This is a genomic window from Flavobacterium sp. LK-23 (genome assembly GCF_058135255.1).
In genome coordinates this window covers 443,793-468,742 of the sequence record NZ_JBYUVT010000002.1, presented here as the reverse complement: position 1 = coordinate 468,742, position 24,950 = coordinate 443,793, and the positions used below count along the sequence as shown (strand labels likewise).

Below are 24,950 nucleotides of genomic sequence, written 5' to 3'. Positions count from 1 at the left end.
TTTATTTTGACTTATTGAACTTTTCTGTTTCTTTTATAAACTTCTCATTTTCTATTATTAAAGTTTCGATGTCTTTATAAATTGTGTCTCCAGTATTATCCTTTAAATAAATCAATTTATATGTACTATCAGCTTCAAATGAATAATCAGCTAAAATTTTAGCACCAAATTTATTATTTCCTCTAAATGAAAACACACCCTTATACTTATTTTTATTCAATAAATTATAATATTGATTTTGCCCCTTTAGAGATTCAATTCTTCTTTTTGAGCTTTTATTATTTTGTTTTTCTAAATTTTCAATTTCCTTTAAATTTTCTCGTATCATTTGTTTATTGACAATATATTCTACTGAATCTAAACGGAAGTAATTGAATTCATAACTACTAGGGTCATTTAGATTGGTTATAATTTCATTTTCAATTTCATTTTTAAGATTTTCTTCTTTGCTTTTTTTGCATGATAGCATGACAAATAAAATGCTTATAAAAAATAAAGTTTTTTTCATAATTAGTATTTTTATTTTCAAAATTAAAAATACATTCTAAGATAGTTTTACGGAAAACCATAATGCAACTTTGTCAAAGTTTTGAACTTTGACAAAGTTCTGCACGCAAAGCTTTGCGTTCTTATCGCAAGCCAAACCCAATCCAAATCAAAAAAATCTTAGCGCACTTTGCGTTAAAAAAACAGGCAAAAAAAATCTACAAAACACAATAAACAGGATACTGCATATGCGCCTTTTGATAATAAACAGAATGCTTGTAAATCCAATCCAATTGTGATTCGGAAAACCGATAGCGCGGATTTGTAATCCGTGCCCACAAAGTAAAGCAAGCTTACTTTTTGTATTTTTTTTCTTTATAATTATAGATTGCTAATCTGCACTATTGTGATTTCAAATGTTTAATATAATTATCAAGCAAACCCTGAATTTGCTGGCTAGCTACAGGATTCGCAGAATGTACATTAAACTTTAAATTTTGCAAATCAATTCCAGATTCATAAACCAGCCATTTGGCGCAAGCGTAACCATCTTCAGCAACTTGATCATTTGCATCGAGACCTAAATCATTATCAAAACTAATTAATTCAGGAAGGCCTTTTTCAAGAATTACTTTTTTAAAATCATCGAAATTTCTAACGACAACGAAATCATCATTAGTTAATTTTTTGTAAACCATATTTACATCTCTAATGTCGTCAAGAAAAAGTTTGTATGTCATAATTTCTAAAAGTAAAAAATCTTAATTCAACTTTGTCAAAGTTTTAAACTTTGACAAAGTTCTGCACGCAAAGCTTTGCGTTCTTATCGCAAGCCAAACCCAATCCAAATCAAAAAAATCTTAGCGCACTTTGCGTTAAAAAACAGGCAAAAAAAAATCTACAAAACACGATAAACAGGATACTGCATATGCGCCTTTTCATAATAAACAGAATGCTTGTAAATCCAATCCAATTGTGCTTCGGCATTTTTAGCAAAAACAGGATCGTTTTGTTTTTTAGTTTCTAACTCTGCTTTAAGAGATGGGTTCTCTTTTAAAAGCTGACCAGCAGTATCTTGAAAAATATATTCTGAGTAATGTTCTTTTTGCTGTAAAATAGCATCAAAGAAGTTCCAATTAAAGAAAGAATCAACACCTTCTGGTTCAAAAGCTTCTAGAAGATATTTTACGCCTTTTTGGTTTGTTGGAACGATGTAATCTCCTTTGGCGAAAGCCATTTTAACGATTTTAGAAGTTACACTTGTATTTCTGTGCAAATAATGTCCTTCGTAAGCAGACGGAACGGTTTTAAAATCGGCAATTCTGTAGCTTTCGACTTCTATAATCGTATCGTTTTTAATTGGTTTAAACGAGATGTTATTGTTTTTTAAAAGGTCAATAATATTCCAATATCCTCTCGGAACAATATAAGCCGTAGGAATCGCCACTTCTTTAACCGATTTAAATTCTTTAATGTACGGAACATCTTTTTTGTACGGTTTGCTTCGGTCGTAATACAAACGATTTCCCGTTGTAGCGTCGCTTTTTTTGTAACCGGCTTCATAACCTAAAAACGAAAAAGTTGTAGCTTTTGTACTGTCCAATTCCCATTTTAAAGTGTATGATTTTTTAGGCTGATATTGTTCTAAATTTTGTACTCTTAAATCTTTTATTTTCTGGTAATTCGCATCGGTAAAATCCAAAGTCGATTTCATGTATTCGTAGGTCATTTTTACACGTTCGGCATATTTTTTCAGCATGTGCGTTTCCACCACAAAACCAATCGTATTAAATAGCGAAGTATACCCCGTTGTATATCGCGGACTATCTACAAACTGCCCAAAACCTTTATCTGGCGTATCTTTAAACGAATCGACATAAGGCGTAGTTTCGATTTTCTTTTTCTGAAGATCTTTTACCAAAGCCGGCATCATTTCGTTATTCATAAAATCGCCCAAAACGGTTCCCAATTTGTTGTGCTGCGTCATAATGTACGTCAATTTGTATTGATAATCAGAACCGTTGCTTACGTGATTATCGATAAAAACATCGGCGTTTATTTTCTGAAAAATCTCCACAAAACTCTTTGTATTTCGCGTATCCGATTTCATTAAATCACGATTCAAATCGTAGTTTCTTGCATTGCCTCTAAAACCATAAATCTCAGGTCCGTCCTGATTGGCGCGCGTTGTCGAATTTCGGTTTAAAGCACCGCCAATATTATAAACCGGGATCGTAACCAAAACAGTGTTTTTAGGCGCTTTCATTTTTCCTGTTGCCAAATCTCTATAGAATTGCATTGTCGCATCGATTCCGTCTGGTTCTCCAGCATGGATTCCGTTATTTACAAATAGAACAGCTTTGGTTTTCTGGATTTTATCAAAATCAAATTCCTTGTCAGGATTGAAGGTAATCATGTGCAAAGGTTCACCAGAATCCGTTAGTCCCATTTCTTTCATTTCAATAGTCGGAAAATCGGCAGCGAGCATCTTCCAATAAGCAATAGTTTCTTGATAAGAGGCCGATTGGTTTCCGTTTCCTTTCTCAAAAAAAGTATCGTATTTTTTATTGTTTTGAGCGAAAAGAGTAATGGTGAAAAGTGAAAAGAGAATGGTAAAAAGTTTCATGGTTTTGGGTTTAATAGGAATCAAATATATAGTTTTTTGTTTCAGGTTTCATATTTGATATGCTTTGTGTTTTTTACCGCAAAGCACGCAAGGTTTTTTAAGTATGTATTTTACAAAAAAAAGCAAAGTTCGCAAAGCTTTGAACTTAAACTTTGTGAACTTTGCGTAAACCTTTGCGTGCTTTGCGGTTAAAAAACTTTCCCTACTTTTGCAGCATGAAAAAACACCATTCCAACGATATACTTTCGAATTTAGGGATTAAAAGCCTAAACGAAATGCAGGAAATGGCACATGATGCTATTTTAAACGAAAACAATACTTTATTACTTTCTCCAACAGGATCTGGAAAAACATTGGCTTTCCTGCTTCCGATATTGGAATTGTTGCAGCCAGAAGTGTTGTCTGTTCAATGTTTGATTTTGGTTCCGTCACGCGAATTGGGACTTCAAATTGAACAGGTTTGGAAAAAAATGGGAACGCAGTACAAAGTTAATATTTGTTACGGCGGGCATTCAATAGAAACTGAAATCAAGAACTTAAGCAATCCTCCAGCGGTTTTAATTGGAACGCCTGGAAGAATTGCCGATCATATTGAAAGAGAAACTTTTAGAACCGATAAAATTCAAACTTTAATTTTGGATGAATTTGATAAATCGCTTCAATTAGGGTTTCACGAACAGATGTCTTTTATCATTGGAAGATTGTCGAAAGTAAACAAAAGAGTTTTGGTTTCGGCGACGTCAGATATTGAAATTCCGAAATATACGCGAGTTGTAAATCCGGTTGTTTTGGATTTTATTCAAGAGGAAGAAGAGAAAACCAATCTTTCGATGAAAATGGTGATTTCGCCAGCAAAAGATAAACTGCAAAGTTTATTCAATTTGATTTGTTCTTTAAAATCAGAATCGGCAATTATTTTCTGCAATCATCGTGATGCTGCAGAACGCATTAGCGATACTTTAAACGGAAAAGGAATCTATTCGGTGTATTATCATGGCGGAATGGATCAGGAGGAACGTGAGCGTGCCTTGATTCAGTTTAGAAACGGAAGTGTTACATATTTGGTTACAACCGATTTGGCAGCAAGAGGTTTGGATATTCCAGAAATGAAACATGTAATTCATTATCATCTGCCTTTAAAAGAAGACGAGTTTACACACCGTAACGGACGTACAGCGCGTATGCAGGCAACAGGAACGGCGTATGTAATTATTCACGAAAGTGAAAAACAATTAGACTACATTGATTACGAAATGGAGGTTTTGGATGTTGAAGGTAAAGTTTCGCTTCCGAATCCGCCTCAATTTCAGACTATTTATATCAGCGGCGGTAAAAAGACAAAACTGAACAAATTTGACATTGTTGGATTCTTTTCGCAAAAAGGAAAACTAGAAAAAGACGATTTAGGTTTGATTGAAGTAAAAGATTTTGTTTCGTTTGCAGCGGTAAAATACAATAAAGTAAAAGAGCTTCTGAAGAATATTAAGGATGAAAAAATGAAAGGGAAGAAGTTTAAAATCGAAGTCGCTCGTAATGTCATCAAGAAAGAAGAAGAGGAGAAGAGAGGGAAGTATTGATTTTAGATTTTAGATTTTAGATTTTAGATTTTGGATTTTTAGAATTTGGATTTTGTATTTTGGATTTTGTATTTTGGATTTTGGATTTTAGAATTTACAATATTTATTTTATTGTATTTCAGTAGTTTAGGATTGCTTGGCTAAGTTTTACAATTTTATGTTAAAAAAATAACGAATTGATAGGTGTTTTTTCAATATTTCTGTGTTTTTTTGTGTTCGTAAAATTGTAACCCCAAATACTATATGAAAAAGATTATTACTCTTGCCGCATTGTTTTTTACTTTTATTTCGTTTGCACAGGTTAAGGTTCTAGAAACGGTTCCTGTAGAAAAATTAGGAAAAGTAAATAACAACTACATTCAGAAAATTGGTGACGAATACACTGTGTATTACACTATTGTTCAAAGTGATGACGATTCGACTTTGAGAAAATTTTCATTTAAGAACATCGATAATGCTTATAACGCTTTATACAACATTATTATGGGCGGATTTACAGCTTCTCCGTTGTACGATATCAAATTAGAGTTACCTAACAACTACATTTGGTTACACTACACAGGAAATGTGGTTCCAGACAAAGCTACAGTTCAGTTTATGGTTTCTGGTAAAGAAAGAGACGCAGCAACAAACAACGTTTCTGAGCCATTCGTAAAAGATCAGATCAATAAATTATTTCAAAAATAATTTTTAGATATATGTATAAAAAGCCGTTCTATTTGAATGGCTTTTTTTTGTTTCAAGTTTTAGGTTGATAAACTTTGTTAATTTTAACGCAAAGCTCGCTAAGTTTTTTTATTTAAAGGCTTTTAAAAGCGCAAAGTTCGCAAAGCTTTGTGGATAAAACTTTACGAACTTTGCGTAAATCATTGTGTGCTTTGTGGTTAAATAGCTAGTATTCTAAAAAAACTTAGAATCTTAGCACCTCAGCACCTTAGCAACTTTATTTAAATCTTCTTCACATACTGTGTAATAATCACAATCTGTTGACCATCTACTTTTCCTTCAATGTATTCGGCGTTTTCGTGGTCTAAACGAATGTTTCTCACAGCAGTTCCTTGTTTGGCAACCATGCTAGAACCTTTTACCTTAAGATCTTTAATTAAAACTACAGAATCTCCGTGTTGTAGTACCACGCCGTTACTGTCACGGTGAACTAATTTATTTTCGTCATCTTCGCCTTCTCCTGTTGCTTTTGCCCATTCTAGTGTATCTTCATCTAGGTACATCATATCTAGCAATTCTTGTGGCCATCCTGCAGCGCGCATACGGCTTAACATTCTCCAAGCTACAACTTGTACAGGAATATTTTCGTTCCACATACTGTCGTTAAGACATCTCCAGTGATTTAAATCAACGTTGTCTGGATTTTCAATTTGATCAATACAAGTGTTACAGGCTAATACAGCTTCATCAATTCCGCCTTTTTTAGTTGGCAGGACTTGATAAACTTTTAAATTCTCTTCATTACCGCAAAGTTCACATTTAGATCCGCTTCGTTTGCTTAATTCTCTTTCGATGCTCATTATTTATTGTTTGTTTTAAAAATGCGAAATTACTTATAATTTGCTTCGCTGGCAAGTTTTATGGTTTGTTATTGCTTTATTTCGCAACCCTAACCGCATCTGGAACCAACATCTCATATTCGCCACCATGGCGCAATACATCACGCACAATGCTCGAACTGATAAATGAGGTACTTGCAGCTGTCAATAAGAAAACGGTTTCTATTTTAGACAGTTTTCTGTTGGTATGTGCAATGGCTTTTTCGAATTCGAAATCGGCTGGATTACGTAGGCCTCTTAAGATGAAATTGGCTTTTTCTTTTTTAGCGAGATCAATAGTTAAGCCTTCATAGGTAATGACTGTAACTTTTGGTTCGTCTTTGAAAGTTTCTTCAATAAAGCGTTTTCTTTCTTCTAATGAAAACATGTATTTTTTTTCGGCATTGACACCGATGGCAATCACAATTTCGTCAAATAGAGGAATTCCTCTTTTGATAATGTCTTCATGTCCTAACGTAATTGGGTCAAATGATCCTGGAAATATGGCTTTTCGCATTTCTTTAAGTTTCTATGGTTATGGGATGCTATCCCGATAGCTATCGGGACTAAGTTTTATTTGGATGGTGCTGAATCTTAGTTTTTTTGTTTTTGAATTTTGAATTTTTTCTACGTTATCCTCTTGGTATTGATTGAAGGAACCCATTCGTCTTTATTGCAGTCTTTACAAGTTGAAGTTCCTTTGTTTAATTTTTCGGTATTACCACAAAAAGAGCAGGAATATACTCCGTCTTCTGGTATAATTCTATTTTTTTTCTCAAAAAGCAAAGGCAGAATCGGCAATCCGTATCCAATATCTTTGTCTTCGTAATAAAAGACGCTTATCTCGCCACTTGTTTCTATAAAAGCATGTTTTACTTGCCCCAAATGTTCGATCGATTTGATGCGTAATTCAGCAAAAAATTCGTCTTGTGCCAAAGTTTCTTTTTTAAAACTCGATATAGAAAATTTCCCATCATTAATTAAACATTCCGTTTTACCTTCTATAAACTCTTCGAATTTTTTGCTTTTTCCAGTAAGCCATGTCACAGAACGGTACAAAATAATAATGACCAAAAAGACAATTGCTGCAGGAACGATTCCGACATCTTCATAAAACATAGGATCGCCAGCAGCAGAACCTAATGCAATAACAATTACGGTTTCGAAAATTGATAATTGTTTAACACCTCGTTTACCAGCCAGTTTAAGCGTTAACAGTAAAATAGTGAACATTACTGTCGAACGAAATATTACTTCCAAAAGAAAAACTTCTGGCAATTCATTAAAAAACAGTCTATTCCATTCGAAGATTTCTTTCATTTTTTTTAGGTGCTAAGGTTCTGAGATTCTAAGAGGCTAAGGTTTTTAGGTTCAAAGGCTTTGACTTCGCTCAGCCTGACAATGCGAAAAAATAAGGTGCTAAAATCTTAGAATCTTAGCACCTTAGTATCTTAACATCTTATTTTAAAGCTAGTTCGATTGCGTTTGTGAATAAATCTTCCAGAGAAATTCCGGCTGCTTTTGCTTGCTGCGGAATTAAACTTTCTGTTGTTAAACCTGGAATGGTATTCATTTCAAGCATATGAGGCTCGTTGTTTACGATAATGAATTCACTTCTTGAGAAACCTTTCATTTTTAAAACTTCATAGGCACGTTTTGCTGTTTCGCCAACTTTTCTAGTCATTTCGTCAGAGATTCTCGCTGGCGTGATTTCCTGCGATTTCCCTTCGTATTTTGCTTCGTAATCAAAGAAATCATTGTCTGATACAATTTCTGTAATTGGCAATACTTTAATTTCTCCTTGATAGTTAATTACGCCAACAGAAACTTCAGTTCCGTCAAGGAAACTTTCAATGATAATTTCATTGTCTTCTTTATATGCAACTTCTATCGCGATTGGCAATTCAGCTTCGGTTTTTACTTTTGAGATCCCGAAACTTGAACCTGCTTTGTTTGGTTTTACGAAACAAGGAAGCCCAACTTTTTTAACGATTTCGGCAGTATTGATTTCGTCTCCTTTGTTCAAATAATAAGAAACTGCAGTTTTAATTCCGTATGGTTTTAAAACAGACAATAAATCTCTTTTATTGAATGTTAGTGCCGATTGGTAATAATCGCAAGAAGATTGTGGCAGACCGATTAATTCGAAATAGGCTTGCATTAATCCGTCTTCGCCTGGAGTTCCGTGAATGGCGTTGAAAACACAGTCAAAAGTAATTTTCTCGCCGTTTACGGTAACTGAAAAATCATTTCTATCGATTGGGAATTCGGCATCATTTTGGTCTACATAAACCCATTTTTCCTTAAAAATGTGAATACGGAATCCGTTGTATTTTGTTTTGTCAAGATATTGATACACGACATTCCCGCTGATTAAAGATATTTTGTATTCGCTGGAATAGCCGCCCATGATGATGGCAATGTTTTTCATTGTATATTTTTATTTTTTAATTGTTTCAAGTTTAATGTTTCAAGTTTTTGCCACAATCTAAGCTATAGCGAAAAGACGGAGCGGGTGAACTAATTTTTCTTAAATGTTTTTTTATTCGTTTTGATTGTCAGACTGTAGCGAAGTCAAAGTTCTGCGTGCTAAATCACTTTGTATGACTTCGACTTCGCTCAGTCTGACAACAAGAAAACGTTCTTATGAAACCGAGTGTCCTAGCCCCGATAGAGCCGGTATCCTTTTTGGCTGCTTTTTCTGCAGACAAAAAGATATAGGCGAAAGCGGGAAATAGCTCCTGAAAATTATCCTTAGTCTTTACTCAGGATGACAATCTCGGGACTTTCTTGTTTTAAACAAAATTATCATTTTTTTTGAAACGAAATACTTTATCTTTGTCGCTATTAAAAATAAATTTATGAGTTTACGTCAGTATTTAACAAGCCGAGTTTTTTTCTTGCAATTGCTTGCGGCCGCAGCTATTATAGCGGTTATTGGTTATTTATTCATGCATTGGTTAACTTTTACAACAGATCACGGTCACGAAATTGCGGTTCCGAATTTGTCTAAACTAACTGAAGAGCAAGTTGAAAATAAATTGGATGAACTGGATTTAGATTATGTTCTTTTGGACAGTGTTGATTACAGAAGTGAATACCCAAAATACAGCGTTGTAGAGCAAGATCCACTGCCTGGAACGATGGTAAAAGTGGGTAGAAAAATTTATATTAAGATTAATGCATCTGGTTTTTCTTCTGTGAAAATTCCAGATTTAATCGAAAAAACATATCGTGAAGCTGTACCAACGTTGAAAGCGTTAGGTCTTGAGCCAGGAACGATTACGTATATTCCGAATCTTGGAAAAGATATGGTTTTGGAAATGCGTTTAAAAGGAAGAAACTTAAAAGTAGGAGACCGCGTTTTGAAAGCTTCTAAAATCGATTTGGTTTTAGGAGACGGAAAAGCAAGTTATGTAGATGAAAGTCAGGCAACAGATAGTACTGCAGCGCCTGTAGAAACCCCAAGTGATGAACAATAATATTGAAGAAAATTTAGATCTGGAAGACGAATTATTTGAGCACTACAGATTTGAAGTCCCAAAAGGTCAAGCGTTTTTGCGTATTGACAAATATTTAATGTATTTGATTCCGAATGCCACGCGAAATAAAATTCAGAATGCGGCAACTAATGGAAACATTTTTGTGAATGAGATTCCAGTAAAATCAAATTACAAAGTAAAACCTTTTGATGTGATTACGGTTATGTTGTCGCATCCTCCGTTTGAAAATCATATTCTTCCTGAAGATATTCCGCTGAATATTGTTTATGAAGACGATGCTCTTTTGTTGATAAATAAAGAGCCTGGAATGGTGGTGCATCCTGGTCACGGAAACTATACCGGAACTTTGGTAAATGCTTTGGCGCATCATTTTGATAATTTGCCAATGAATAGCAGTGAACGTCCAGGTTTGGTTCATAGAATCGATAAAGATACTTCTGGTCTTTTGGTTGTCGCTAAAACAGAAGCTGCTATGACGCATTTAGCAAAGCAATTTGAGGCTAAAACTACCGAACGTGAGTATATTGCTTTAGTTTGGGGAAATGTTGCGGCTGAAAGCGGTACAATTGAAGGAAATCTAGCGAGACATTTAAAAGACCGTATGCAAATGGCGGTTTTTGATGATCCAGAAATTGGAAAACCAGCTATTACGCATTATAAAGTTTTGGAGCGTTTTGGTTATGTAACTTTAATTTCTTGTAAACTGGAAACGGGTAGAACGCACCAGATTCGTGCGCATATGAAACACATCGGTCATCCATTGTTTAATGATGAGCGTTACGGTGGGCATTTGATTTTGAAAGGAACGACTTTTACCAAATACAAACAGTTTATTGAGAATTGTTTTAAAGCTTTGCCACGTCAGGCGCTGCATGCAAAAACGCTTGGATTTGTTCACCCAAATACGGGAGAATTAATGCGTTTTGATACAGAATTGCCTCAGGATTTTCAGGATTGTATTGAGAAATGGCGTGTTTATGTCAAGTCGCATAATACGGAAGATGAGAATTAATTAGATAATTTGTCAATTTGAAAATTAGATAATTTATAGTAATAAAAAAAACTCCTTTTGGGAGTTTTTTTGTTTTATCGTTCCAATATTCTGTAGAGGCGCACTGCAGTGCGTCTTCGCAACGAATATCTACAATACGTTAGACGCACTGCAGTGCGCCTCTACTGAAATACTTTGCGTTCTAATTGGGCACATTGTCTAATTGACAAATTATCTAATTTAATTCTGAATATATTTAATTCTTAAATCGGTTATTTTGACTTCTCCGTTGGTTATGAAACCTAGTTTTCCTTTTTGGTTTAGGTTGCTTTTTTCAATGGAACATTCTAAATAAGTTTTGTTGTCTACGGAATAATATAATTGGTTATTTGTAACTCTAATTTTTACTGCATACCATTTGTTGTTTTCTAATTTCATTGGTTTTCTAAACAACGTTTTTCCGCCTCTTTTTCCATACGAATCGTATTTTTTATTATACATTCCGTCGCCAATTACAATGTTTTGATCAATTTGGTATAAGTAGGTTCTAATGTATTTTCCTTTATCCAAATTGAGCATGATTTCGAATAAAGATGAATTTGTCATGTTGACTTTCAAATCAATTTCATAATTTTTAGGAAGCTGTTTTTTTGAAACCAAAACTCCCCAAGGCGAAAGAGAACCGTTTCCTGTAAGGGTATCATTTTTTAAAACCCATTCTTTAGAATCGATTGTCCAATTTGATTTTAGTTTTTTTGAATCCTGTAAAATGTATTCTTTTTTAGAAGTCGATATCGTGCTTGAACACGAACTTAAAATCAGTAAAAAAATAAATGTAATGCTTATTTGCTTTATCATAATTTGGTATTGTTGCGGTATTGCGTAGGGGTGAATTGCTGTACGTTTAACATATTGTGAATATTCGTTGCGGAGACGCACTGCAGTGCATCTCTACAGATATGCTTTGCGTTCTGTCGATAAATTATCTAATTGACCTATTATCTAATTAACTCATTTTAATTCAATTCTGATTGCTATTTTATTTTTCCGATTGATCCCGTTTCTGATGGCAAAAGTTCGAAAACAGAAGTAGGAGCAAGGCCTTGTTCGATTCGGTGCGAAACATAGAGTATAGAAACATTTGTTTCTTGTTTTATGGTGTTAATAAGCTGAATTACCAAATCTACATTTTCGTCGTCTAAACCTTCTACAGGTTCGTCTAAAATTAATAATGGCGGATGTTTTAAAACGGCGCGAACAATTAATGCCACACGCTGCTGTCCGATAGAAAGATCTATAAAACGTTTTTTTCTTAAATGCGTCATTTCAATCACTTCGAGCCATTGCGTTACGATATTTTTCTGATGTGTTGTAGGTTCTGTATACAATCCGATTTGGTCAAAGAATCCCGATAAGATCATCTGTTCCACCGTATGGCCCTTCTGAAACAGATCCATCATTGAAGTAGTGTAAATCCCGATTTGTTTTTTAATATCCCAAACACTTTCGCCAGTTCCTTTTTTTCTTCCAAACAAAAATAAATTTTGTCCAAACCCTTTCGGGTTATCTCCTGTAATCAAAGATAAAATGGTGCTTTTTCCAGAACCATTTGGACCAATTAACTGCCAGAATTCGCCTTGTTTGATTGTCCAGGAAATGTTGTCGAGAATCTTTCTTTCGTCATAACTTACCGAAACATTTTCAAGTCTGATTAGTTCATCTTCTGGAAAAGTATGAGTTTCTGTTGCTTTAGGAATTGCAGTTGTATTTAATGTTTTGAAATGATTTTCGGCTTTTTTAAATGGATGCAATTCGAATGTGTTATCTTTAATTTGAGCTTTATTGGGCGCAAATTCAAGTACATCAACAGTACGATTTAAAAGCTGAATAATTGCAATATCGTTGGTTAGATCTTTTAACGAATCGGCTAAAATTACTCGTGAAGCCTGATCCAAATGATCAAAAGGATTATCGAAAATAATGTAATCTGGTTCTTGATTGATGCAGTATTTTAAAAACTCTTTTTTACGTTCGCCAGACGAAAAAGTTCGAAGTTGTCTGTGCGAATCTGGAGAAGCTTCTACGCTGTCATATTGAAATTCTTTTTCGATGAATTTTTCGATGGCAATATCAGAAAACAGTATTCCTTTTTGATGGTTAAAAACGGCTAATTCGCCCGTTGCTTCGCCATTTAATATATTATCTATTAATTTCTTTTTATTTACCTGATTTGATAAAAGTATATCCCAGTGTTGCATTGTAATTTTTATTTGTATTATTTTTTTTTGCCACAGATTTCGCAGATTAAAAGGATTAAAAAAAAATGTGCTGCCACGAATTACGCGAATTTGCACGAATTTTTTATCATTTATAATTAGTGAAATTAGTGAAACTCGAGGCTAAAAAAATCACCCTAATCTGCGAAATCTGTGGCTAAAAATTATTCTGTTTGTCGAGTTGCCATTTCGCGATCGTTTCTTGACCATTCGCTCCAAGAACCTGCATATAATTTCGGAATTGGAAGTCCAGCGTAATCCATCGCCAATAACGTGTGACAGGCTGTAACGCCAGAGCCGCAATGGACAATTGTGTTTTCTGGTTTTATATCTTTAAGAACAGCTTTGTATTTTTCGGCCAATTCTTCGGCAGATTTAAACAATCCGTTTTCGTCCAAATTTTCAGTTAACGGAACGTTGATAGCTCCAGGAATATGTCCAGCAATTAAATCCAGAGGTTCTGTTAAGCCATCGTAACGGTTTTTGTCACGAACATCGATTACGATATTTTGATCGTTTTTACGAGCTTTTTCGACCTCTTCAATATCTGCTAAAGCCAATTTCCATTCTTGAGAAGGATAGTCTGTTTTTTCAAAAGTCTCATTTCCAGAATTGGTTGGAAAACAAGCTTGAATCGCAACTTGATAACCACCATTTAAAACCTGAATCTTTTCATGTCCAATGGCACGCATCATCCACCAGAATCGCGCAGCGAAATTAGAGCCATTTTTATCATCGTAAACCACAACATGATCGGAAGGTGCAATTCCTAATGCAGAAAGTGTTTTTGCGAATTGTTCAGGAGAAGGCAAGGGGTGTCTTCCGCCATTTGCAGGATTTTCTGGAATTGCTGCCAAATCACGATTTAAATCGATAAATCGAGCACCTTTTAAATGTTCTTTTTGATAATTTTCAAAAGTATTCGTGCCAGCCCGAGCATCAATTAAAATAATTTTAGAATTAGCAATTAATTCTTGAGTCGTAATGATAGGAGAAAGAGTAGTTGACATTTTTTATTTTTTCTTTGAATTTCCAAGCCAAAGCAAAGCATTCAAAATTAATTGACTTTGTGTTTTGTTTTCAAAAGTATATGATAACGTTTTGTTTGTTCCGCCTTCATAATCAATATCGTTGTGTCCCATATTTACGTACAGCATTTTATACTTTTTATTTGTCCAAACCACAGGATAATAACCGCTATGCCAGATTTCGTGGGCTTTTGGACCAGTTCCGAGTGGAAAACTAGATTCGTCAATAGCTACTAAAATTTCAATATCTGGATTTTTGGTTAAATCATTCGACCATCTGTACCATTCATTTGGAGCAGAAGAGAAGGTTTTAGGCAAATTTTTAGTCACAGGGTGCTCATTTTCTACTCTCAAAACTGCCGAAGTTGGTTTCCAAGTATTGCTTCCGTATTCGCCAGAACCTAAGAAGGTGTTGTGATACCAGTTCCAATCTTGATTATAGCTAGAATCATTTAAAGCGAATGCAGAGAAATGAAATCCAATAAAACCGCTGCCATTTTCCATATACTTTTGAAAAGCTTCTCGCTGTTCTTTTTTCTCCGGTCTTGTATCTAAAAATAAAACAACCTGATATTTCGCTAAAAACTTAGCATTTAAATTATCCCAATTGCTTGTAGAATCGTATTGAAATTGATTTTCTGCAGCTAATTTTGGAAAGTATTTATTGGCTTCGTGTACAAAACTAATATGCGCCTGATCGTTTTTAGCCGTATAAAAAGCAATGACTTTGAATTTTGAATGTTCTTTTTTGTTTTGAGAAAAGCCAAAGAAAGAAACTATTAAAGCAAAAAGTAAAATGCTTTTTTTGAATATGGCTTGGTGGTTTTGGTTGAAAATAGTCATGAATATTGAAGCAGTTAAACAGGAATTTTTTCGATTAAAACTTCGTGTTCCGATTTATCAAAATACGTGCAAGTCATTTCAATAATATCAACACGCCATTTTGCAATTCCAGCTTGTGCGCAATGATTACAGAAAGTCATATAATCGGTTTCGCCATGCTGATGTTTTACCAAATTTTCTATAAAAAGTTCTTTGTTTGGAGAATCAGCAACTTTAATTTCCGGATATTTTTCTTCGGCAGCTGCGGTATAATTGTTTAATCCATAGTAAACAGTGCTTCCGTCGTGAACGTAAGTATCATATCCTTTTACGCCTAAAATGATTAAATCCTGGATGTAATTTGGAAAATCTGCACCACTTTTTACTTTTCCATGTGCTTCCTTTATTTGTTCGATTGTAAACATATTTTTAATTTTAGATTGTTGATTTTAGATTTTAGATTTTGCCACGACCCGAGCGGTAGCGAAAAGGCGAAGCAATTGCACGAATTAAATTTTTTGCCACAGATTAAAGGATTAAAATGATTTAATCTGTGCTAATCTTTTTAATCTGTGGCAAAATAAAAAATAATTAGCGCAAATTTGTGTAATTCTTGGCTAATAAACTATTTCAAAAATACGATTAATGATTTTATAAACGAATCAAAAGATTCGATATGTGGCAAATGCCCTGTATTTGGAATTTCTACGAGTTTTGAATTCGGAATTGCTTTCTGTGTTTTTTTGCCCAGTTCAGCATAATTACCCATCGTTTTTCGTACTTCTTCAGAAACTAGTGGCTTTCCTAAAGCGGTTTTATCTCTCGTTCCTATAATCAATAGCGTTGGACATTTAATATTTTTAAATTCATACAAAACAGGTTGTGTAAAAATCATATCGTATAACAGAGCAGAATTCCAAGCAACGCGATCATAGTCTGGTGCCGTTGTCCATCCTGCACCCAGTTCAGCCCATTTTTGATAATCTGCATTCCACTTTCCATCGTAATAATTTGCCATTTGGTATTGCTTGATGCCTTCGTAATTCTGTTTTAATTCCGATTCGTACCACCAATCAACAAGTTTGTACGGAACAACTAATTTCCAGTCTTCCAAACCAATCGGATTTTCTAAAACTAGTTTTTCTGTTGTTTCAGGATACATCAATGCAAAACGTGTCGCCAGCATTCCGCCCATAGAATGTCCTAAAATTGTCGTTTTTTGAATTCCCAAATGATCTAGAAGTTTTTTGGTATTTTTGGCTAACTGCTGAAAAGTGTATTGAAAATGGTCTGGTTTTGTCGATTTCCCAAATCCAATCTGGTCAGGAACAATTACCCGATAACCTTCTTTTGTCAAGGCTTTAATAGTAGTTTCCCAATAAGCGCCATTGAAATTTTTTCCGTGAAGTAACACGATATTTTTTTGATTGTAGTTTTCTGGAATGACATCCATGTAGCTCATTTTCATGTACTGACGCTGACTGCTCAATTCGATAAAATGAACAGGAAACGGATATTCATAATTACTTAAATTAATATCCAGTGCTTTTATATTTCCTTGCTGGCCAAAACCTAAGAAAGGAATTAGTATAAAGAGTAGTTTGAGTATTTTCATTTTAAAGGCATTTATTATTACGACTTATAAAATTAAAGCGAACCATTTTTAAAACAAAGCGTAATATCTTAAAGTTATCAGAAAAAAAGCTTTCAAAATGTTTTCATTGTTTTTAGTGTTAATAATCGATTATTTATTGAGTTTTTATCGATTAAATGAAGCTGATTATGAAAATAATGTATTTTGACGAGTAATGTGGCACTTCAAAGAACTTCTTTTATTAACAGGAAAAATGTATGTAATTTAGTATCAGAATGTTGTAAGCCTTAAAAAATAGTATTATGAAAAAGACACTGCTTTTGCTCCTGCTCACTGTCCCCACATTTGCCCAAGAACTCAATACTTTTGATTTCACCGTTATAAACTCAACCTTAATTTCTCCCAATATAGATCTCGATAAAGGCAGGAGTGTCGTCGCGGCAAATCAAGATCAATATTCAGCTTATTTTCAGTATGCTCTTACCATGTGTGAAGACGATATCATTTTTGGTGCTGGAATTGACAAATCCGAAATCGATCGCACTTATGTGGGTTACATAGGGAAAATTTGCGAAAAATTTAGAGCTACAATTGGTATCGGTTATGTAGATTCTAGAAGCGGTTATGAAGGAACTTTTACAGGTTTCAGTATCTCATGGCATTTTTCTGAAAATACCTATATTGGCGGAAACCTCGAAAATTTGCATTCGTCAATTATTGATTATGAAACTGACGAAAGTTTTGATTATTACAAAAAGCTGGTTCCTAAAGTTTTTGGGAGTTATGAAATTATCCCGCATGTAATTGCTTTTGGACAGTTGAGTTCGAGGGTAAATGATATTGCTTTAAAGTATCAGGTTCGCCGATTTTCTGCTGGCGGATTTTATTCTGGACATTCCGTTGGCGGCATTTTCGGAACTGTTAATGTCGGACGATTTGCCTTTTCGTGCAGTACCACTTTTGAAAAAGTAAACTTTGGATTAAAGTTTGAATAACGAAATTAAAAATACAATTTGGTTAAGAGAAAAATCCCAAAAACAAGATTTAAAATTGTTTTTGGGATTTTTTTATAAGATTACAATTTGCTGGTTTATAGTCCAACAAAATCATCACTTTTTGGGAAAATACTCAAAGCCTGAATCGCGATTTCTGGCGTTGGAGAAGCTAGTTTTCTCAGTTTTGTATCCATCCACGCACCATCAACCGTGATTGTTGCGCAAAGTGTATCGTCTTCTCTTCTAAATTCGTGAATGATCGACCAGCGAGAAGCATCGGCTTTCATTTTTGAAGTTTTAGTATGAATGAATATTTTATCAGAAAGTTTTAATTCTTTTCTAAAAACGCATTCTTCTCTAAACAAAACAGGACCAAAACCTTGCGTTTGCATTACTTTTAATGTTAAACCCAATTCTTCTAAAATTTCGATACGATGCTGCGCACCAAAATCATAATAAGCGCTGTGACGAACGTGAAAATTAGGATCAAGATCTGACCAACGGAAAGATATTTCTTTTGTAAATGAAGCCATTTTTAATATTGTATTTTATTGAAAAACCGAAATTACAAATAAAAAACAAACGAATATCATAAAATTACTATGCGTGCATAATTTTTTTGTTTTAAAATTATAAACAGCTGGTCCAATAATCTATTTTGAAAGCAGTTTTTTGATTTCGCTTGCTATCTTGTCTAGGTTTCCTTCAGCATTTCCTACTGCCACATATTGTATAATTCCGTTTTGATCAATTAAAAAGTTTTTAGGAATTGCATTTGTTGCATATTGATTCCATATTATATTATTTGGATCAATGCCGAAATTAAAATTAAGGCCATCATTTTTTAGTTTCGTTACTTTTTTAGCCACTGCAGTTTCTTTTTCTCCGCTTGAAATTGCTAAAAACACAAAGTTGTCATTTTTAAAAGGTTCAAGAATTTTTGATGGAATATCGTAGAACTCTTGTAGGCAAGGCGCGCACCAGGTTGCCCAGAAATTAACCAGTACCACTTTTCCTTTTAAGTCAGAAAGTTTTACCTCTTTGTCGTCGACAAGTTTTAAGGTAAAGTCTTTGGCTTTGTCGTTTACATTTAAGAGAAATTGTTTTTGTTCGACCTGAGGTTTTGGATCTAAGGCAGTGTCTTTAGTCTTTTTATCATTTTCGATTTTTTCTTGTTCTGTAAAAACTTCTACGACCACTATAAATTCTCTGTCGCCAATTTTATCGCCAAATTTTTTTGCTAGTTCATTTCGTTTTTCTTCACTAACGCCTTTATTCATTGATTTGATGTAGCCCTCATTGCCATATTTCATCACTTGATCCATTGTGGCAATTTCGTTGTTGATAATAATAACGGTTTCAGGTTTTTTTGCGACTTGGTTCTGCGCATAAAAGGATTGAGCAATTAGAAAAATTGCTAGAAGGATAATTTTTTTCATGTGATTGATTTTTGATTGTTTGATGATTGATGATAAGGTAAAAATACGGAATTAAGTTTTCATAATTACATTTTAGATAATTCAACTTCCAGTTTATCAAAGTTTTCTTCGTTTTTATCGACAACATAAGGCTTTAATTTCTGGCATTCTGCCTCAGTTTCAAAAAGCATTTTAAAAACTACTTTGGTTTGGTTTTCGGCAACAGTTTCAAAAGTAGTTAAGATTTGAAAAAGTGGTTTCGTATGGCGTTTCCAAGCAATAAGATTGGGTTTGTCTATTTTGATGAATTCGCATTCATTGGCATAATTTCCAACTTCTGGACCATGCATAATAAATCTCCATTTTCCGCCTTCGCAAAAGTTAAACTCCTGAAAAGTATTAGTAAAACCTTTTGGTCCCCACCAATTTTGTAAATGTTCTGGATCGCTCCAAGCTTTAAAAACAAGTTCTTGCGGGAAATTCAGGATACGTGTGGTTACAATTTCTGAATCTGATGTCGTAGTAAGAATATCTGAAGTCATTTTTTGATAGTTTTAAATTAAGCATCAAATAGGGCTATTAAAATTAAGTTATTTCTAAGAAATGAGAGCTTTATAATATCTTTTTAACTTCTTTAGTAGATTTCTTTTTTTCTTCAATTTCATTTATTTTTTTGACAATCCACGGCAATGTTAATCCTTGCCCGATTAATGTCAATAATACAACTGCAACAGATATAAAGATAATAGCATTTCTGAGCGGAAAAGGAGTTCCGTCTTCTAGGAATTTAGGAAGTCCAATGGCAATGGCTAGGGATACTATGCCTCGCATTCCAGACCAGCTTATAATTAAGCTGTTTCCAAAATCGAGAAGAGCATTTTCACTTACTTTTCTTTTTCCGTTTTTCTTTTTCAGAAATGCTTTTTGCAAGTTTTTCTTTTGAAAAAACACTCTTGTCATTCTAGTTAATAATGCAACGATTGTAATTATTACGGCATAACCAATATAGGGTAAAATCATACCATCGTCTATGTCTTTTAATATATATCGAAAATTGAGTCCGATTAATATGAAAATCAATCCGTTGAGTAGAAAAATAATAACATCCCAAAGACTTTTAGAACTGTTTTTTAAGTGCTCAGGAAAGACTTTACTACTTAAACGCGCCATTGCCAAACCTAGAATAACAACAGCGATTACTCCAGAAACGTGTAAATGCTCGGCAACAAGATAGGTGACAAAAGGCATTAAAAGCATAAAACTCACAACGACATTAATGTTGTTTCTAACCGTTCTTAGTATGATTCCTAATATTTTCCCCATTACCGCGCCTACCAAAAAACCTCCTCCTAATAAGAAAACAAATTGAAAAGCGGCTTTCCAGATTATAAAAGTAGCACCCATAACGGCAGCAACTGCAAAATGATAGGCAACCAATGCTGAGGCGTCGTTTATAAGACTTTCGCCTTCTAATATTGTAAGTGTTTTTTCGGGTAAACCAAGGCCTTTTGTAATGTTTATTGCAGCAACAGCGTCTGTAGCAGAGAGAATCGCACCTAGTACAAAAGCCAAAGGCCATATCATGCCTGGAATCATGTAGTGAGAAACAACTGCAATCCAAAAAGTAGTAAGAAATACAAGTGGGATTGCTAATGTGCTAATAGTACTAAGATTCGTTTTAAAATGTTTTGGGGAAATATTGAAAGAAGCATCATATAACAATGGCGGAAGAAATATCAGGAAAATAATTTCCGGATTGATTTCTATTTCTTGCATTGTAGGGATAAATCCGATGGCAACTCCAACAATAACAAGCAGAATCGGGTAGGGAAGTTTGGCTTTGTCTGCAAAAGCTGATAGTCCTATTACGATTGCAAGTATAAAGATGATAATGCTGTAGTTTTCCATTATTTTAATTTTGAAAAGTGCTAATGTAAAAAATATTGTTTCAACTGTTTATCTGCTTAATAGAAAACATTGAAGCACTTACTATTAATGAATTTTATTTTACTTCGAATATTCTATTTTGATTTTTTAAAGATTTACTAATTAGTATTCCAATAATGAAACCGCTCAAAAGACCACCAATATGAGCAGCATTATCTATTCCACCAGCTAATCCCATAATTAAATTGTAACCTATAAAAATTAATGCTGTAGTTAAAAATGTTTTGCTAAAATCTGGAGGAAATACATTTGTTAATAATAAACCAAGAAATAAACCGTAAAGCCCAAAAATTGCACCTGAAGCACCTATGCTTACCGTTGCTTCATGCCACCAAATACTCGCACAACTTGCCAGTATACCAGTAATCAAGTATATGACTAGATATTTTGTTTTGCCTAATACAGGTTCAATGAATAAGCCAATAAACAAAAGTCCAAACATATTTGATACGAGATGAATTAAACCACCATGAAGAAAAATGTTTGTTAAAAGCCGCCACCATTGTCCATTGATTGTAATCGGTTTGAAATTTCCTCCCCAGTTTAATAAATCTTGTCCATTAAAAGATATAAATCCTAAGCCAGCAATAGCCATTATTAAAAAAATCAAGATATTGGTATATATTAAAATTGGTGTGATGAAGTAGCCTTCTTTTGGTTTTAGAAAATCCAAAAACTCTTTCAAATCTTTATCTTTGGATGTTCCATTTTTTAAGCGTCTTAATTCTATTTCGTTATATTTTGGAATTAATACCATTATCAACCAAACAATATTACCAATTAAAAATATTCCAATGAGCCAATTAAGAGTGTCACCCTTTCTGTTTTCAAATGGTTTATCGTTTGAAATAAATATTATTGAACCTTCAGTGTTCAATTTTGTGACTTTTTTTAATGCCATTTTGTAGCCATCACCAATGTCAGAATTACCAACTCTTTCTAAATAAACGAAATCACTTAAATCTTTTTTATCGAATTCAAATTGACTTAATTTTAAAAACTCTTCATATCTATGTTGTTTTTCTCTTTCATCAAGTCTATTGCTCATAAGATCACTAAATTTTATCCCTAACCAATATTTACAACTTGAATTTGTAGTGTCTTTTTTTTTATCAAACATAGGAACAACTACAAATAAGGTTATACCAAAGTTTTCATTATTCCTTCCTCCAGTTTCAAACGATGCATGAACTCCAATTTTTGATTTATCTGGATAGAAGCGTTTTACTTTGTAATATTTTGTTTGTTCTTGCTTTGAAATCTGACTAATATAATCGATGTGACTTAATTTTCCTGTTGAGTTTTTTAAATAATCTTGAGCAATTAAAGTAGGGACTGAAATTGCAAGCCAAAGAATAAGTAAGTAGAAGTCATTGTAACTTTTTCCCGTTGATTTTTTTAAATGCAAAATTTTTAACCGAGGTCTGAAAAAGAATAATACAGGAATTATGGGAAGTATAAATGGAATACCAAATTCAACAATAATTTCCTTTACAGAAAATAATTGTAATTTGATTAATAAAAACCAATTTAAAAAAGTATAAGCACTACAAAAGCCAATTGAAATAATTAGAAAAGGGATATACAGTATTTTGAGTTTCTGTATTATATTTTTATTCATAAAATTCTATTCGATGTAACTATTTAAATTCTAAATCTAAATCAATTTTCAAAAATAGTATTTTTCTTGTTATTTATAGTGTGTTTTTTTTAGTTTTGAAACGATATAATTTTCCTGTCTAAAATATGGTAAAAGTTGTGCTTTAATTATATTTAAGATGTGAATTTCTTAAAAATTATTTTTAGTTTTTATGAAAACGGATGCCCTAGCCCCGATAGAAGCGGCACCCTTTTATGCCGGGGTTCGGCATAAAAGATAGAGCGGATAGCGGGAAACAGCTTCATAATTGCTTCATAATGACAGGAAAAAAATATGTCGTGCCACGAATGTCAGGTTTTAAAAATGTCATGTTGTCAGATGATTTTTAGGGCACTGACGCTAAAACTGACAATTTTATTTAGTTTTTTATATTGGCACAAAGATTGACTTATGCCACCTGAGTTATAAAATTAAATCAAAAATTAAATATATAAAAAATGGGTAAAATAATCGGAATTGACTTAGGTACGACGAACTCTTGTGTTTCTGTAATGGAAGGTAACGAAGCAGTTGTTATCCCTAACGCAGAAGGAAAAAGAACTACACCATCTATCATCGCTTTTGTTGAAGGTGGAGAAATTAAAGTAGGTGATCCTGCAAAAAGACAAGCAGTAACGAATCCTACAAAAACGATTGCTTCTATTAAACGTTTTATGGGACACACTTTTGCTGAAACTCAAGAAGAGGCAAAAAGAGTTCCTTACAGTGTTGTAAAAGGTGACAACAATACTCCACGTGTGGATATTGACGGTCGTTTATACACTGCTCAAGAATTGTCTGCTATGACACTTCAAAAAATGAAAAAAACTGCTGAAGACTATTTAGGTCAAACAGTAACTGAGGCAGTTATTACTGTTCCTGCATACTTTAACGATGCTCAGCGTCAAGCTACAAAAGAAGCTGGAGAAATCGCTGGTCTTAAAGTTATGCGTATCATCAACGAGCCAACTGCTGCTGCACTTGCTTACGGATTAGATAAAAAAGGAAATGATCAAAAAATTGCTGTTTACGATTTAGGTGGAGGTACTTTTGATATCTCTGTTCTTGAATTAGGAGACGGTGTATTTGAAGTATTATCTACAAATGGTGATACTCACTTAGGTGGTGATGATTTTGACCAAGTTATTATTGACTGGTTAGCTGACGAATTCAAAACTGAAGAAGGTATTGACTTACGTTTAGATCCAATGTCATTACAGCGTTTGAAAGAAGCTGCTGAGAAAGCTAAGATTGAATTATCATCTTCTGCTGAAACAGAAATCAACTTACCATACGTAACTGCTACTGCTTCTGGACCAAAACACTTAGTGAAAAAATTATCTAGAGCTAAATTTGAGCAATTATCTGATTCTTTAGTAAAACGTTCTATGGAGCCAGTTGCTAAAGCATTAAAAGATGCAGGTTTATCTACATCTGATATCGACGAAGTAATCCTTGTAGGAGGTTCTACTCGTATGCCAAGAATCGCTGACGAAGTTGAAAAATTCTTCGGTAAAAAAGCATCTAAAGGTGTTAACCCTGATGAGGTTGTTGCTATTGGAGCTGCTATTCAAGGTGGAGTTTTATCTGGAGATGTAAAAGATGTATTGTTACTTGACGTAACTCCTCTTTCTTTAGGTATCGAAACTATGGGTGGTGTATTGACTAAATTAATCGAGTCTAACACAACTATCCCAACTAAAAAATCTCAAGTATTCTCTACTGCTGCTGATTCTCAACCATCTGTTGAAATCCACGTATTACAAGGAGAAAGAGCAATGGCTGCTGATAACAAAACTATCGGTCGTTTCCACTTAGATGGTATCCCGCCAGCACCAAGAGGAGTTCCTCAAATCGAAGTAACTTTCGATATCGATGCTAATGGTATCATCAAAGTTTCTGCAACTGATAAAGGAACTGGAAAATCTCACGATATCCGTATCGAAGCTTCTTCTGGATTAACAGCTGAAGAAATCGAAAAAATGAAAAAAGATGCTGAAGCTAACGCTGATGCTGACAGAATTGCAAAAGAAAGAGCTGAGAAATTGAACGAAGCTGACAGTACTATCTTCCAAACTGAATCTCAATTGAAAGAGTTAGGAGATAAATTGACAGACGATCAAAAAACAGCTATTGAATACGCTTTAACTGAATTGAGAATGGCTCACCAATCTCAAGATCTTGACGCAATCCAAAAAGGATTAGACAATGTAAATGCAGCTTGGAAAACAGCTACAGAAGCAATGTACGCTCAAGGTGGTGAAGGACAGCAAGCTGCTCCACAACAAGAGCAGTCTTCTGGAGATAACGTTGAAGACGTTGAATTCGAAGAAGTCAAATAAGTACTGATTAACATCAGTTAACAATAGTTATTAAACCGCTGTAAACGAAATGTTTACAGCGGTTTTTCTTTTTTGTTCTTTTTCGTTTATGCTGTTTTTTAGTCGTTTTTTATCATATATTTGTACCATATTTGTACCGGCACTTAAAAGGCGATAATGTGG

At 33.9% G+C, this 24,950-nt stretch carries 24 protein-coding genes; 6 read left to right on the top strand and 18 right to left on the bottom strand.

Annotation, left to right across the window (positions count from 1 at the left end; all coding sequences use genetic code 11):
- Position 1: 1 nt before the first annotated feature.
- The 3 genes from AC3Y25_RS05495 to AC3Y25_RS05485 form a co-directional block, all read right to left on the bottom strand.
- The gene (locus tag AC3Y25_RS05495) at positions 2 to 508 is read right to left on the bottom strand and encodes a hypothetical protein (RefSeq protein ID WP_489902022.1); all 507 of its coding nucleotides are present in this window, start codon (positions 506 to 508) and stop codon (positions 2 to 4) included.
- A gap of 379 nt (positions 509 to 887) precedes the next feature.
- Positions 888 to 1,226: a cyclic-phosphate processing receiver domain-containing protein gene (locus AC3Y25_RS05490; RefSeq protein WP_489902021.1), complete on the bottom strand. Its 339-nt coding sequence runs from the start codon at positions 1,224 to 1,226 to the stop codon at positions 888 to 890.
- 158 nt (positions 1,227 to 1,384) lie between these two features.
- Complete coding sequence (locus tag AC3Y25_RS05485) at positions 1,385 to 3,112, bottom strand: M14 family metallopeptidase (RefSeq protein ID WP_489902020.1); 1,728 nt, start codon at positions 3,110 to 3,112, stop codon at positions 1,385 to 1,387.
- A 215-nt stretch (positions 3,113 to 3,327) separates the two neighbouring features.
- On the opposite strand from AC3Y25_RS05485, the gene AC3Y25_RS05480 reads away from it, so the two are divergent.
- Positions 3,328 to 4,689 (top strand): DEAD/DEAH box helicase, encoded by a 1,362-nt coding sequence (locus tag AC3Y25_RS05480; protein WP_489902019.1) that lies wholly within the window; start codon positions 3,328 to 3,330, stop codon positions 4,687 to 4,689.
- Between the two features lie 243 nt (positions 4,690 to 4,932).
- Positions 4,933 to 5,376 (top strand): hypothetical protein, encoded by a 444-nt coding sequence (locus tag AC3Y25_RS05475; RefSeq protein WP_095927830.1) that lies wholly within the window; start codon positions 4,933 to 4,935, stop codon positions 5,374 to 5,376.
- 260 nt (positions 5,377 to 5,636) lie between these two features.
- Here the strand turns inward: AC3Y25_RS05475 and AC3Y25_RS05470 are convergent, their stop codons facing one another.
- The 4 genes from AC3Y25_RS05470 to AC3Y25_RS05455 all read right to left on the bottom strand — a co-directional run bounded on the left by AC3Y25_RS05470 (position 5,637) and on the right by AC3Y25_RS05455 (position 8,664).
- Positions 5,637 to 6,215 carry a PhnA domain-containing protein gene (locus AC3Y25_RS05470; RefSeq protein WP_489902018.1) on the bottom strand — a complete coding sequence of 193 codons (579 nt, stop codon included), beginning with the start codon at positions 6,213 to 6,215 and terminating at the stop codon, positions 5,637 to 5,639.
- Between the two features lie 76 nt (positions 6,216 to 6,291).
- Positions 6,292 to 6,750 (bottom strand): pantetheine-phosphate adenylyltransferase, encoded by a 459-nt coding sequence (coaD, locus tag AC3Y25_RS05465; protein ID WP_489902017.1) that lies wholly within the window; start codon positions 6,748 to 6,750, stop codon positions 6,292 to 6,294.
- A 110-nt stretch (positions 6,751 to 6,860) separates the two neighbouring features.
- Entirely contained in the window at positions 6,861 to 7,553 is a 693-nt protein-coding gene (locus tag AC3Y25_RS05460; protein ID WP_489902016.1) for a DUF421 domain-containing protein, read from the bottom strand.
- Positions 7,554 to 7,692: 139 nt separating this feature from the next.
- Entirely contained in the window at positions 7,693 to 8,664 is a 972-nt protein-coding gene (locus AC3Y25_RS05455; RefSeq protein ID WP_489902015.1) for a D-alanine--D-alanine ligase, read from the bottom strand.
- A 430-nt stretch (positions 8,665 to 9,094) separates the two neighbouring features.
- Here AC3Y25_RS05455 and AC3Y25_RS05450 point away from each other — a divergent pair, with 430 nt between their 5' ends.
- Positions 9,095 to 9,715 carry a PASTA domain-containing protein gene (locus tag AC3Y25_RS05450; protein ID WP_095927824.1) on the top strand — a complete coding sequence of 207 codons (621 nt, stop codon included), beginning with the start codon at positions 9,095 to 9,097 and terminating at the stop codon, positions 9,713 to 9,715.
- Positions 9,705 to 10,748, top strand: coding sequence for an RluA family pseudouridine synthase (locus tag AC3Y25_RS05445; protein ID WP_095927823.1), 1,044 nt, complete (start codon positions 9,705 to 9,707; stop codon positions 10,746 to 10,748). Before AC3Y25_RS05450 ends, AC3Y25_RS05445 begins: the two co-directional genes overlap by 11 nt.
- 219 nt (positions 10,749 to 10,967) lie before the next feature.
- Here AC3Y25_RS05445 and AC3Y25_RS05440 read toward each other — a convergent pair whose 3' ends face one another.
- The 6 genes from AC3Y25_RS05440 to AC3Y25_RS05415 all read right to left on the bottom strand — a co-directional run bounded on the left by AC3Y25_RS05440 (position 10,968) and on the right by AC3Y25_RS05415 (position 16,468).
- Positions 10,968 to 11,585 carry a 3-keto-alpha-glucoside-1,2-lyase-like domain-containing protein gene (locus tag AC3Y25_RS05440; protein ID WP_489902014.1) on the bottom strand — a complete coding sequence of 206 codons (618 nt, stop codon included), beginning with the start codon at positions 11,583 to 11,585 and terminating at the stop codon, positions 10,968 to 10,970.
- Positions 11,586 to 11,761: 176 nt separating this feature from the next.
- Positions 11,762 to 12,985, bottom strand: a complete 1,224-nt coding sequence (locus tag AC3Y25_RS05435) for an ATP-binding cassette domain-containing protein (RefSeq protein ID WP_489902013.1) — start codon at positions 12,983 to 12,985, stop codon at positions 11,762 to 11,764.
- A gap of 182 nt (positions 12,986 to 13,167) precedes the next feature.
- Positions 13,168 to 14,013 (bottom strand): sulfurtransferase, encoded by an 846-nt coding sequence (locus AC3Y25_RS05430; protein ID WP_489902012.1) that lies wholly within the window; start codon positions 14,011 to 14,013, stop codon positions 13,168 to 13,170.
- Positions 14,014 to 14,016: 3 nt separating this feature from the next.
- On the bottom strand, positions 14,017 to 14,874 hold the full coding sequence (locus tag AC3Y25_RS05425) for a ThuA domain-containing protein (RefSeq protein WP_489902011.1): 858 nt from the start codon (positions 14,872 to 14,874) through the stop codon (positions 14,017 to 14,019).
- A 14-nt stretch (positions 14,875 to 14,888) separates the two neighbouring features.
- Positions 14,889 to 15,278, bottom strand: coding sequence for a DUF1398 domain-containing protein (locus AC3Y25_RS05420; protein WP_489902010.1), 390 nt, complete (start codon positions 15,276 to 15,278; stop codon positions 14,889 to 14,891).
- 200 nt (positions 15,279 to 15,478) lie between these two features.
- Positions 15,479 to 16,468, bottom strand: a complete 990-nt coding sequence (locus AC3Y25_RS05415) for an alpha/beta fold hydrolase (protein ID WP_489902009.1) — start codon at positions 16,466 to 16,468, stop codon at positions 15,479 to 15,481.
- Positions 16,469 to 16,749: 281 nt separating this feature from the next.
- Here AC3Y25_RS05415 and AC3Y25_RS05410 point away from each other — a divergent pair, with 281 nt between their 5' ends.
- Positions 16,750 to 17,442, top strand: a complete 693-nt coding sequence (locus AC3Y25_RS05410) for a hypothetical protein (protein ID WP_489902008.1) — start codon at positions 16,750 to 16,752, stop codon at positions 17,440 to 17,442.
- A gap of 95 nt (positions 17,443 to 17,537) precedes the next feature.
- Here the strand turns inward: AC3Y25_RS05410 and AC3Y25_RS05405 are convergent, their stop codons facing one another.
- The 5 genes from AC3Y25_RS05405 to AC3Y25_RS05385 form a co-directional block, all read right to left on the bottom strand.
- Positions 17,538 to 17,975: an acyl-CoA thioesterase gene (locus AC3Y25_RS05405; protein WP_057122622.1), complete on the bottom strand. Its 438-nt coding sequence runs from the start codon at positions 17,973 to 17,975 to the stop codon at positions 17,538 to 17,540.
- Positions 17,976 to 18,095: 120 nt separating this feature from the next.
- Positions 18,096 to 18,881, bottom strand: coding sequence for a TlpA disulfide reductase family protein (locus tag AC3Y25_RS05400; RefSeq protein WP_489902007.1), 786 nt, complete (start codon positions 18,879 to 18,881; stop codon positions 18,096 to 18,098).
- 65 nt (positions 18,882 to 18,946) lie between these two features.
- Complete coding sequence (locus tag AC3Y25_RS05395) at positions 18,947 to 19,402, bottom strand: SRPBCC family protein (protein WP_489902006.1); 456 nt, start codon at positions 19,400 to 19,402, stop codon at positions 18,947 to 18,949.
- A 70-nt stretch (positions 19,403 to 19,472) separates the two neighbouring features.
- Positions 19,473 to 20,768 carry a Na+/H+ antiporter gene (locus tag AC3Y25_RS05390; protein ID WP_489902005.1) on the bottom strand — a complete coding sequence of 432 codons (1,296 nt, stop codon included), beginning with the start codon at positions 20,766 to 20,768 and terminating at the stop codon, positions 19,473 to 19,475.
- 94 nt (positions 20,769 to 20,862) lie between these two features.
- Positions 20,863 to 22,428, bottom strand: a complete 1,566-nt coding sequence (locus tag AC3Y25_RS05385) for a rhomboid family intramembrane serine protease (protein ID WP_489902004.1) — start codon at positions 22,426 to 22,428, stop codon at positions 20,863 to 20,865.
- Positions 22,429 to 22,904: 476 nt separating this feature from the next.
- Here AC3Y25_RS05385 and dnaK point away from each other — a divergent pair, with 476 nt between their 5' ends.
- The gene (gene dnaK, locus AC3Y25_RS05380) at positions 22,905 to 24,788 is read left to right on the top strand and encodes a molecular chaperone DnaK (RefSeq protein ID WP_248726323.1); all 1,884 of its coding nucleotides are present in this window, start codon (positions 22,905 to 22,907) and stop codon (positions 24,786 to 24,788) included.
- Positions 24,789 to 24,950: the final 162 nt, after the last annotated feature.

Excerpts from the sequence above, each read along its gene's own strand:
- AC3Y25_RS05495 (WP_489902022.1), bottom strand. The coding sequence starts at position 508 with ATGAAAAAAACTTTATTTTTTATAAGCATTTTATTTGTCATGCTATCA.
- AC3Y25_RS05490 (WP_489902021.1), bottom strand. The coding sequence starts at position 1,226 with ATGACATACAAACTTTTTCTTGACGACATTAGAGATGTAAATATGGTT.
- AC3Y25_RS05485 (WP_489902020.1), bottom strand. The coding sequence starts at position 3,112 with ATGAAACTTTTTACCATTCTCTTTTCACTTTTCACCATTACTCTTTTC.
- AC3Y25_RS05480 (WP_489902019.1), top strand. The coding sequence starts at position 3,328 with ATGAAAAAACACCATTCCAACGATATACTTTCGAATTTAGGGATTAAA.
- AC3Y25_RS05475 (WP_095927830.1), top strand. The coding sequence starts at position 4,933 with ATGAAAAAGATTATTACTCTTGCCGCATTGTTTTTTACTTTTATTTCG.
- AC3Y25_RS05470 (WP_489902018.1), bottom strand. The coding sequence starts at position 6,215 with ATGAGCATCGAAAGAGAATTAAGCAAACGAAGCGGATCTAAATGTGAA.
- coaD (WP_489902017.1), bottom strand. The coding sequence starts at position 6,750 with ATGCGAAAAGCCATATTTCCAGGATCATTTGACCCAATTACGTTAGGA.
- AC3Y25_RS05460 (WP_489902016.1), bottom strand. The coding sequence starts at position 7,553 with ATGAAAGAAATCTTCGAATGGAATAGACTGTTTTTTAATGAATTGCCA.
- AC3Y25_RS05455 (WP_489902015.1), bottom strand. The coding sequence starts at position 8,664 with ATGAAAAACATTGCCATCATCATGGGCGGCTATTCCAGCGAATACAAA.
- AC3Y25_RS05450 (WP_095927824.1), top strand. The coding sequence starts at position 9,095 with ATGAGTTTACGTCAGTATTTAACAAGCCGAGTTTTTTTCTTGCAATTG.
- AC3Y25_RS05445 (WP_095927823.1), top strand. The coding sequence starts at position 9,705 with ATGAACAATAATATTGAAGAAAATTTAGATCTGGAAGACGAATTATTT.
- AC3Y25_RS05440 (WP_489902014.1), bottom strand. The coding sequence starts at position 11,585 with ATGATAAAGCAAATAAGCATTACATTTATTTTTTTACTGATTTTAAGT.
- AC3Y25_RS05435 (WP_489902013.1), bottom strand. The coding sequence starts at position 12,985 with ATGCAACACTGGGATATACTTTTATCAAATCAGGTAAATAAAAAGAAA.
- AC3Y25_RS05430 (WP_489902012.1), bottom strand. The coding sequence starts at position 14,013 with ATGTCAACTACTCTTTCTCCTATCATTACGACTCAAGAATTAATTGCT.
- AC3Y25_RS05425 (WP_489902011.1), bottom strand. The coding sequence starts at position 14,874 with ATGACTATTTTCAACCAAAACCACCAAGCCATATTCAAAAAAAGCATT.
- AC3Y25_RS05420 (WP_489902010.1), bottom strand. The coding sequence starts at position 15,278 with ATGTTTACAATCGAACAAATAAAGGAAGCACATGGAAAAGTAAAAAGT.
- AC3Y25_RS05415 (WP_489902009.1), bottom strand. The coding sequence starts at position 16,468 with ATGAAAATACTCAAACTACTCTTTATACTAATTCCTTTCTTAGGTTTT.
- AC3Y25_RS05410 (WP_489902008.1), top strand. The coding sequence starts at position 16,750 with ATGAAAAAGACACTGCTTTTGCTCCTGCTCACTGTCCCCACATTTGCC.
- AC3Y25_RS05405 (WP_057122622.1), bottom strand. The coding sequence starts at position 17,975 with ATGGCTTCATTTACAAAAGAAATATCTTTCCGTTGGTCAGATCTTGAT.
- AC3Y25_RS05400 (WP_489902007.1), bottom strand. The coding sequence starts at position 18,881 with ATGAAAAAAATTATCCTTCTAGCAATTTTTCTAATTGCTCAATCCTTT.
- AC3Y25_RS05395 (WP_489902006.1), bottom strand. The coding sequence starts at position 19,402 with ATGACTTCAGATATTCTTACTACGACATCAGATTCAGAAATTGTAACC.
- AC3Y25_RS05390 (WP_489902005.1), bottom strand. The coding sequence starts at position 20,768 with ATGGAAAACTACAGCATTATCATCTTTATACTTGCAATCGTAATAGGA.
- AC3Y25_RS05385 (WP_489902004.1), bottom strand. The coding sequence starts at position 22,428 with ATGAATAAAAATATAATACAGAAACTCAAAATACTGTATATCCCTTTT.
- dnaK (WP_248726323.1), top strand. The coding sequence starts at position 22,905 with ATGGGTAAAATAATCGGAATTGACTTAGGTACGACGAACTCTTGTGTT.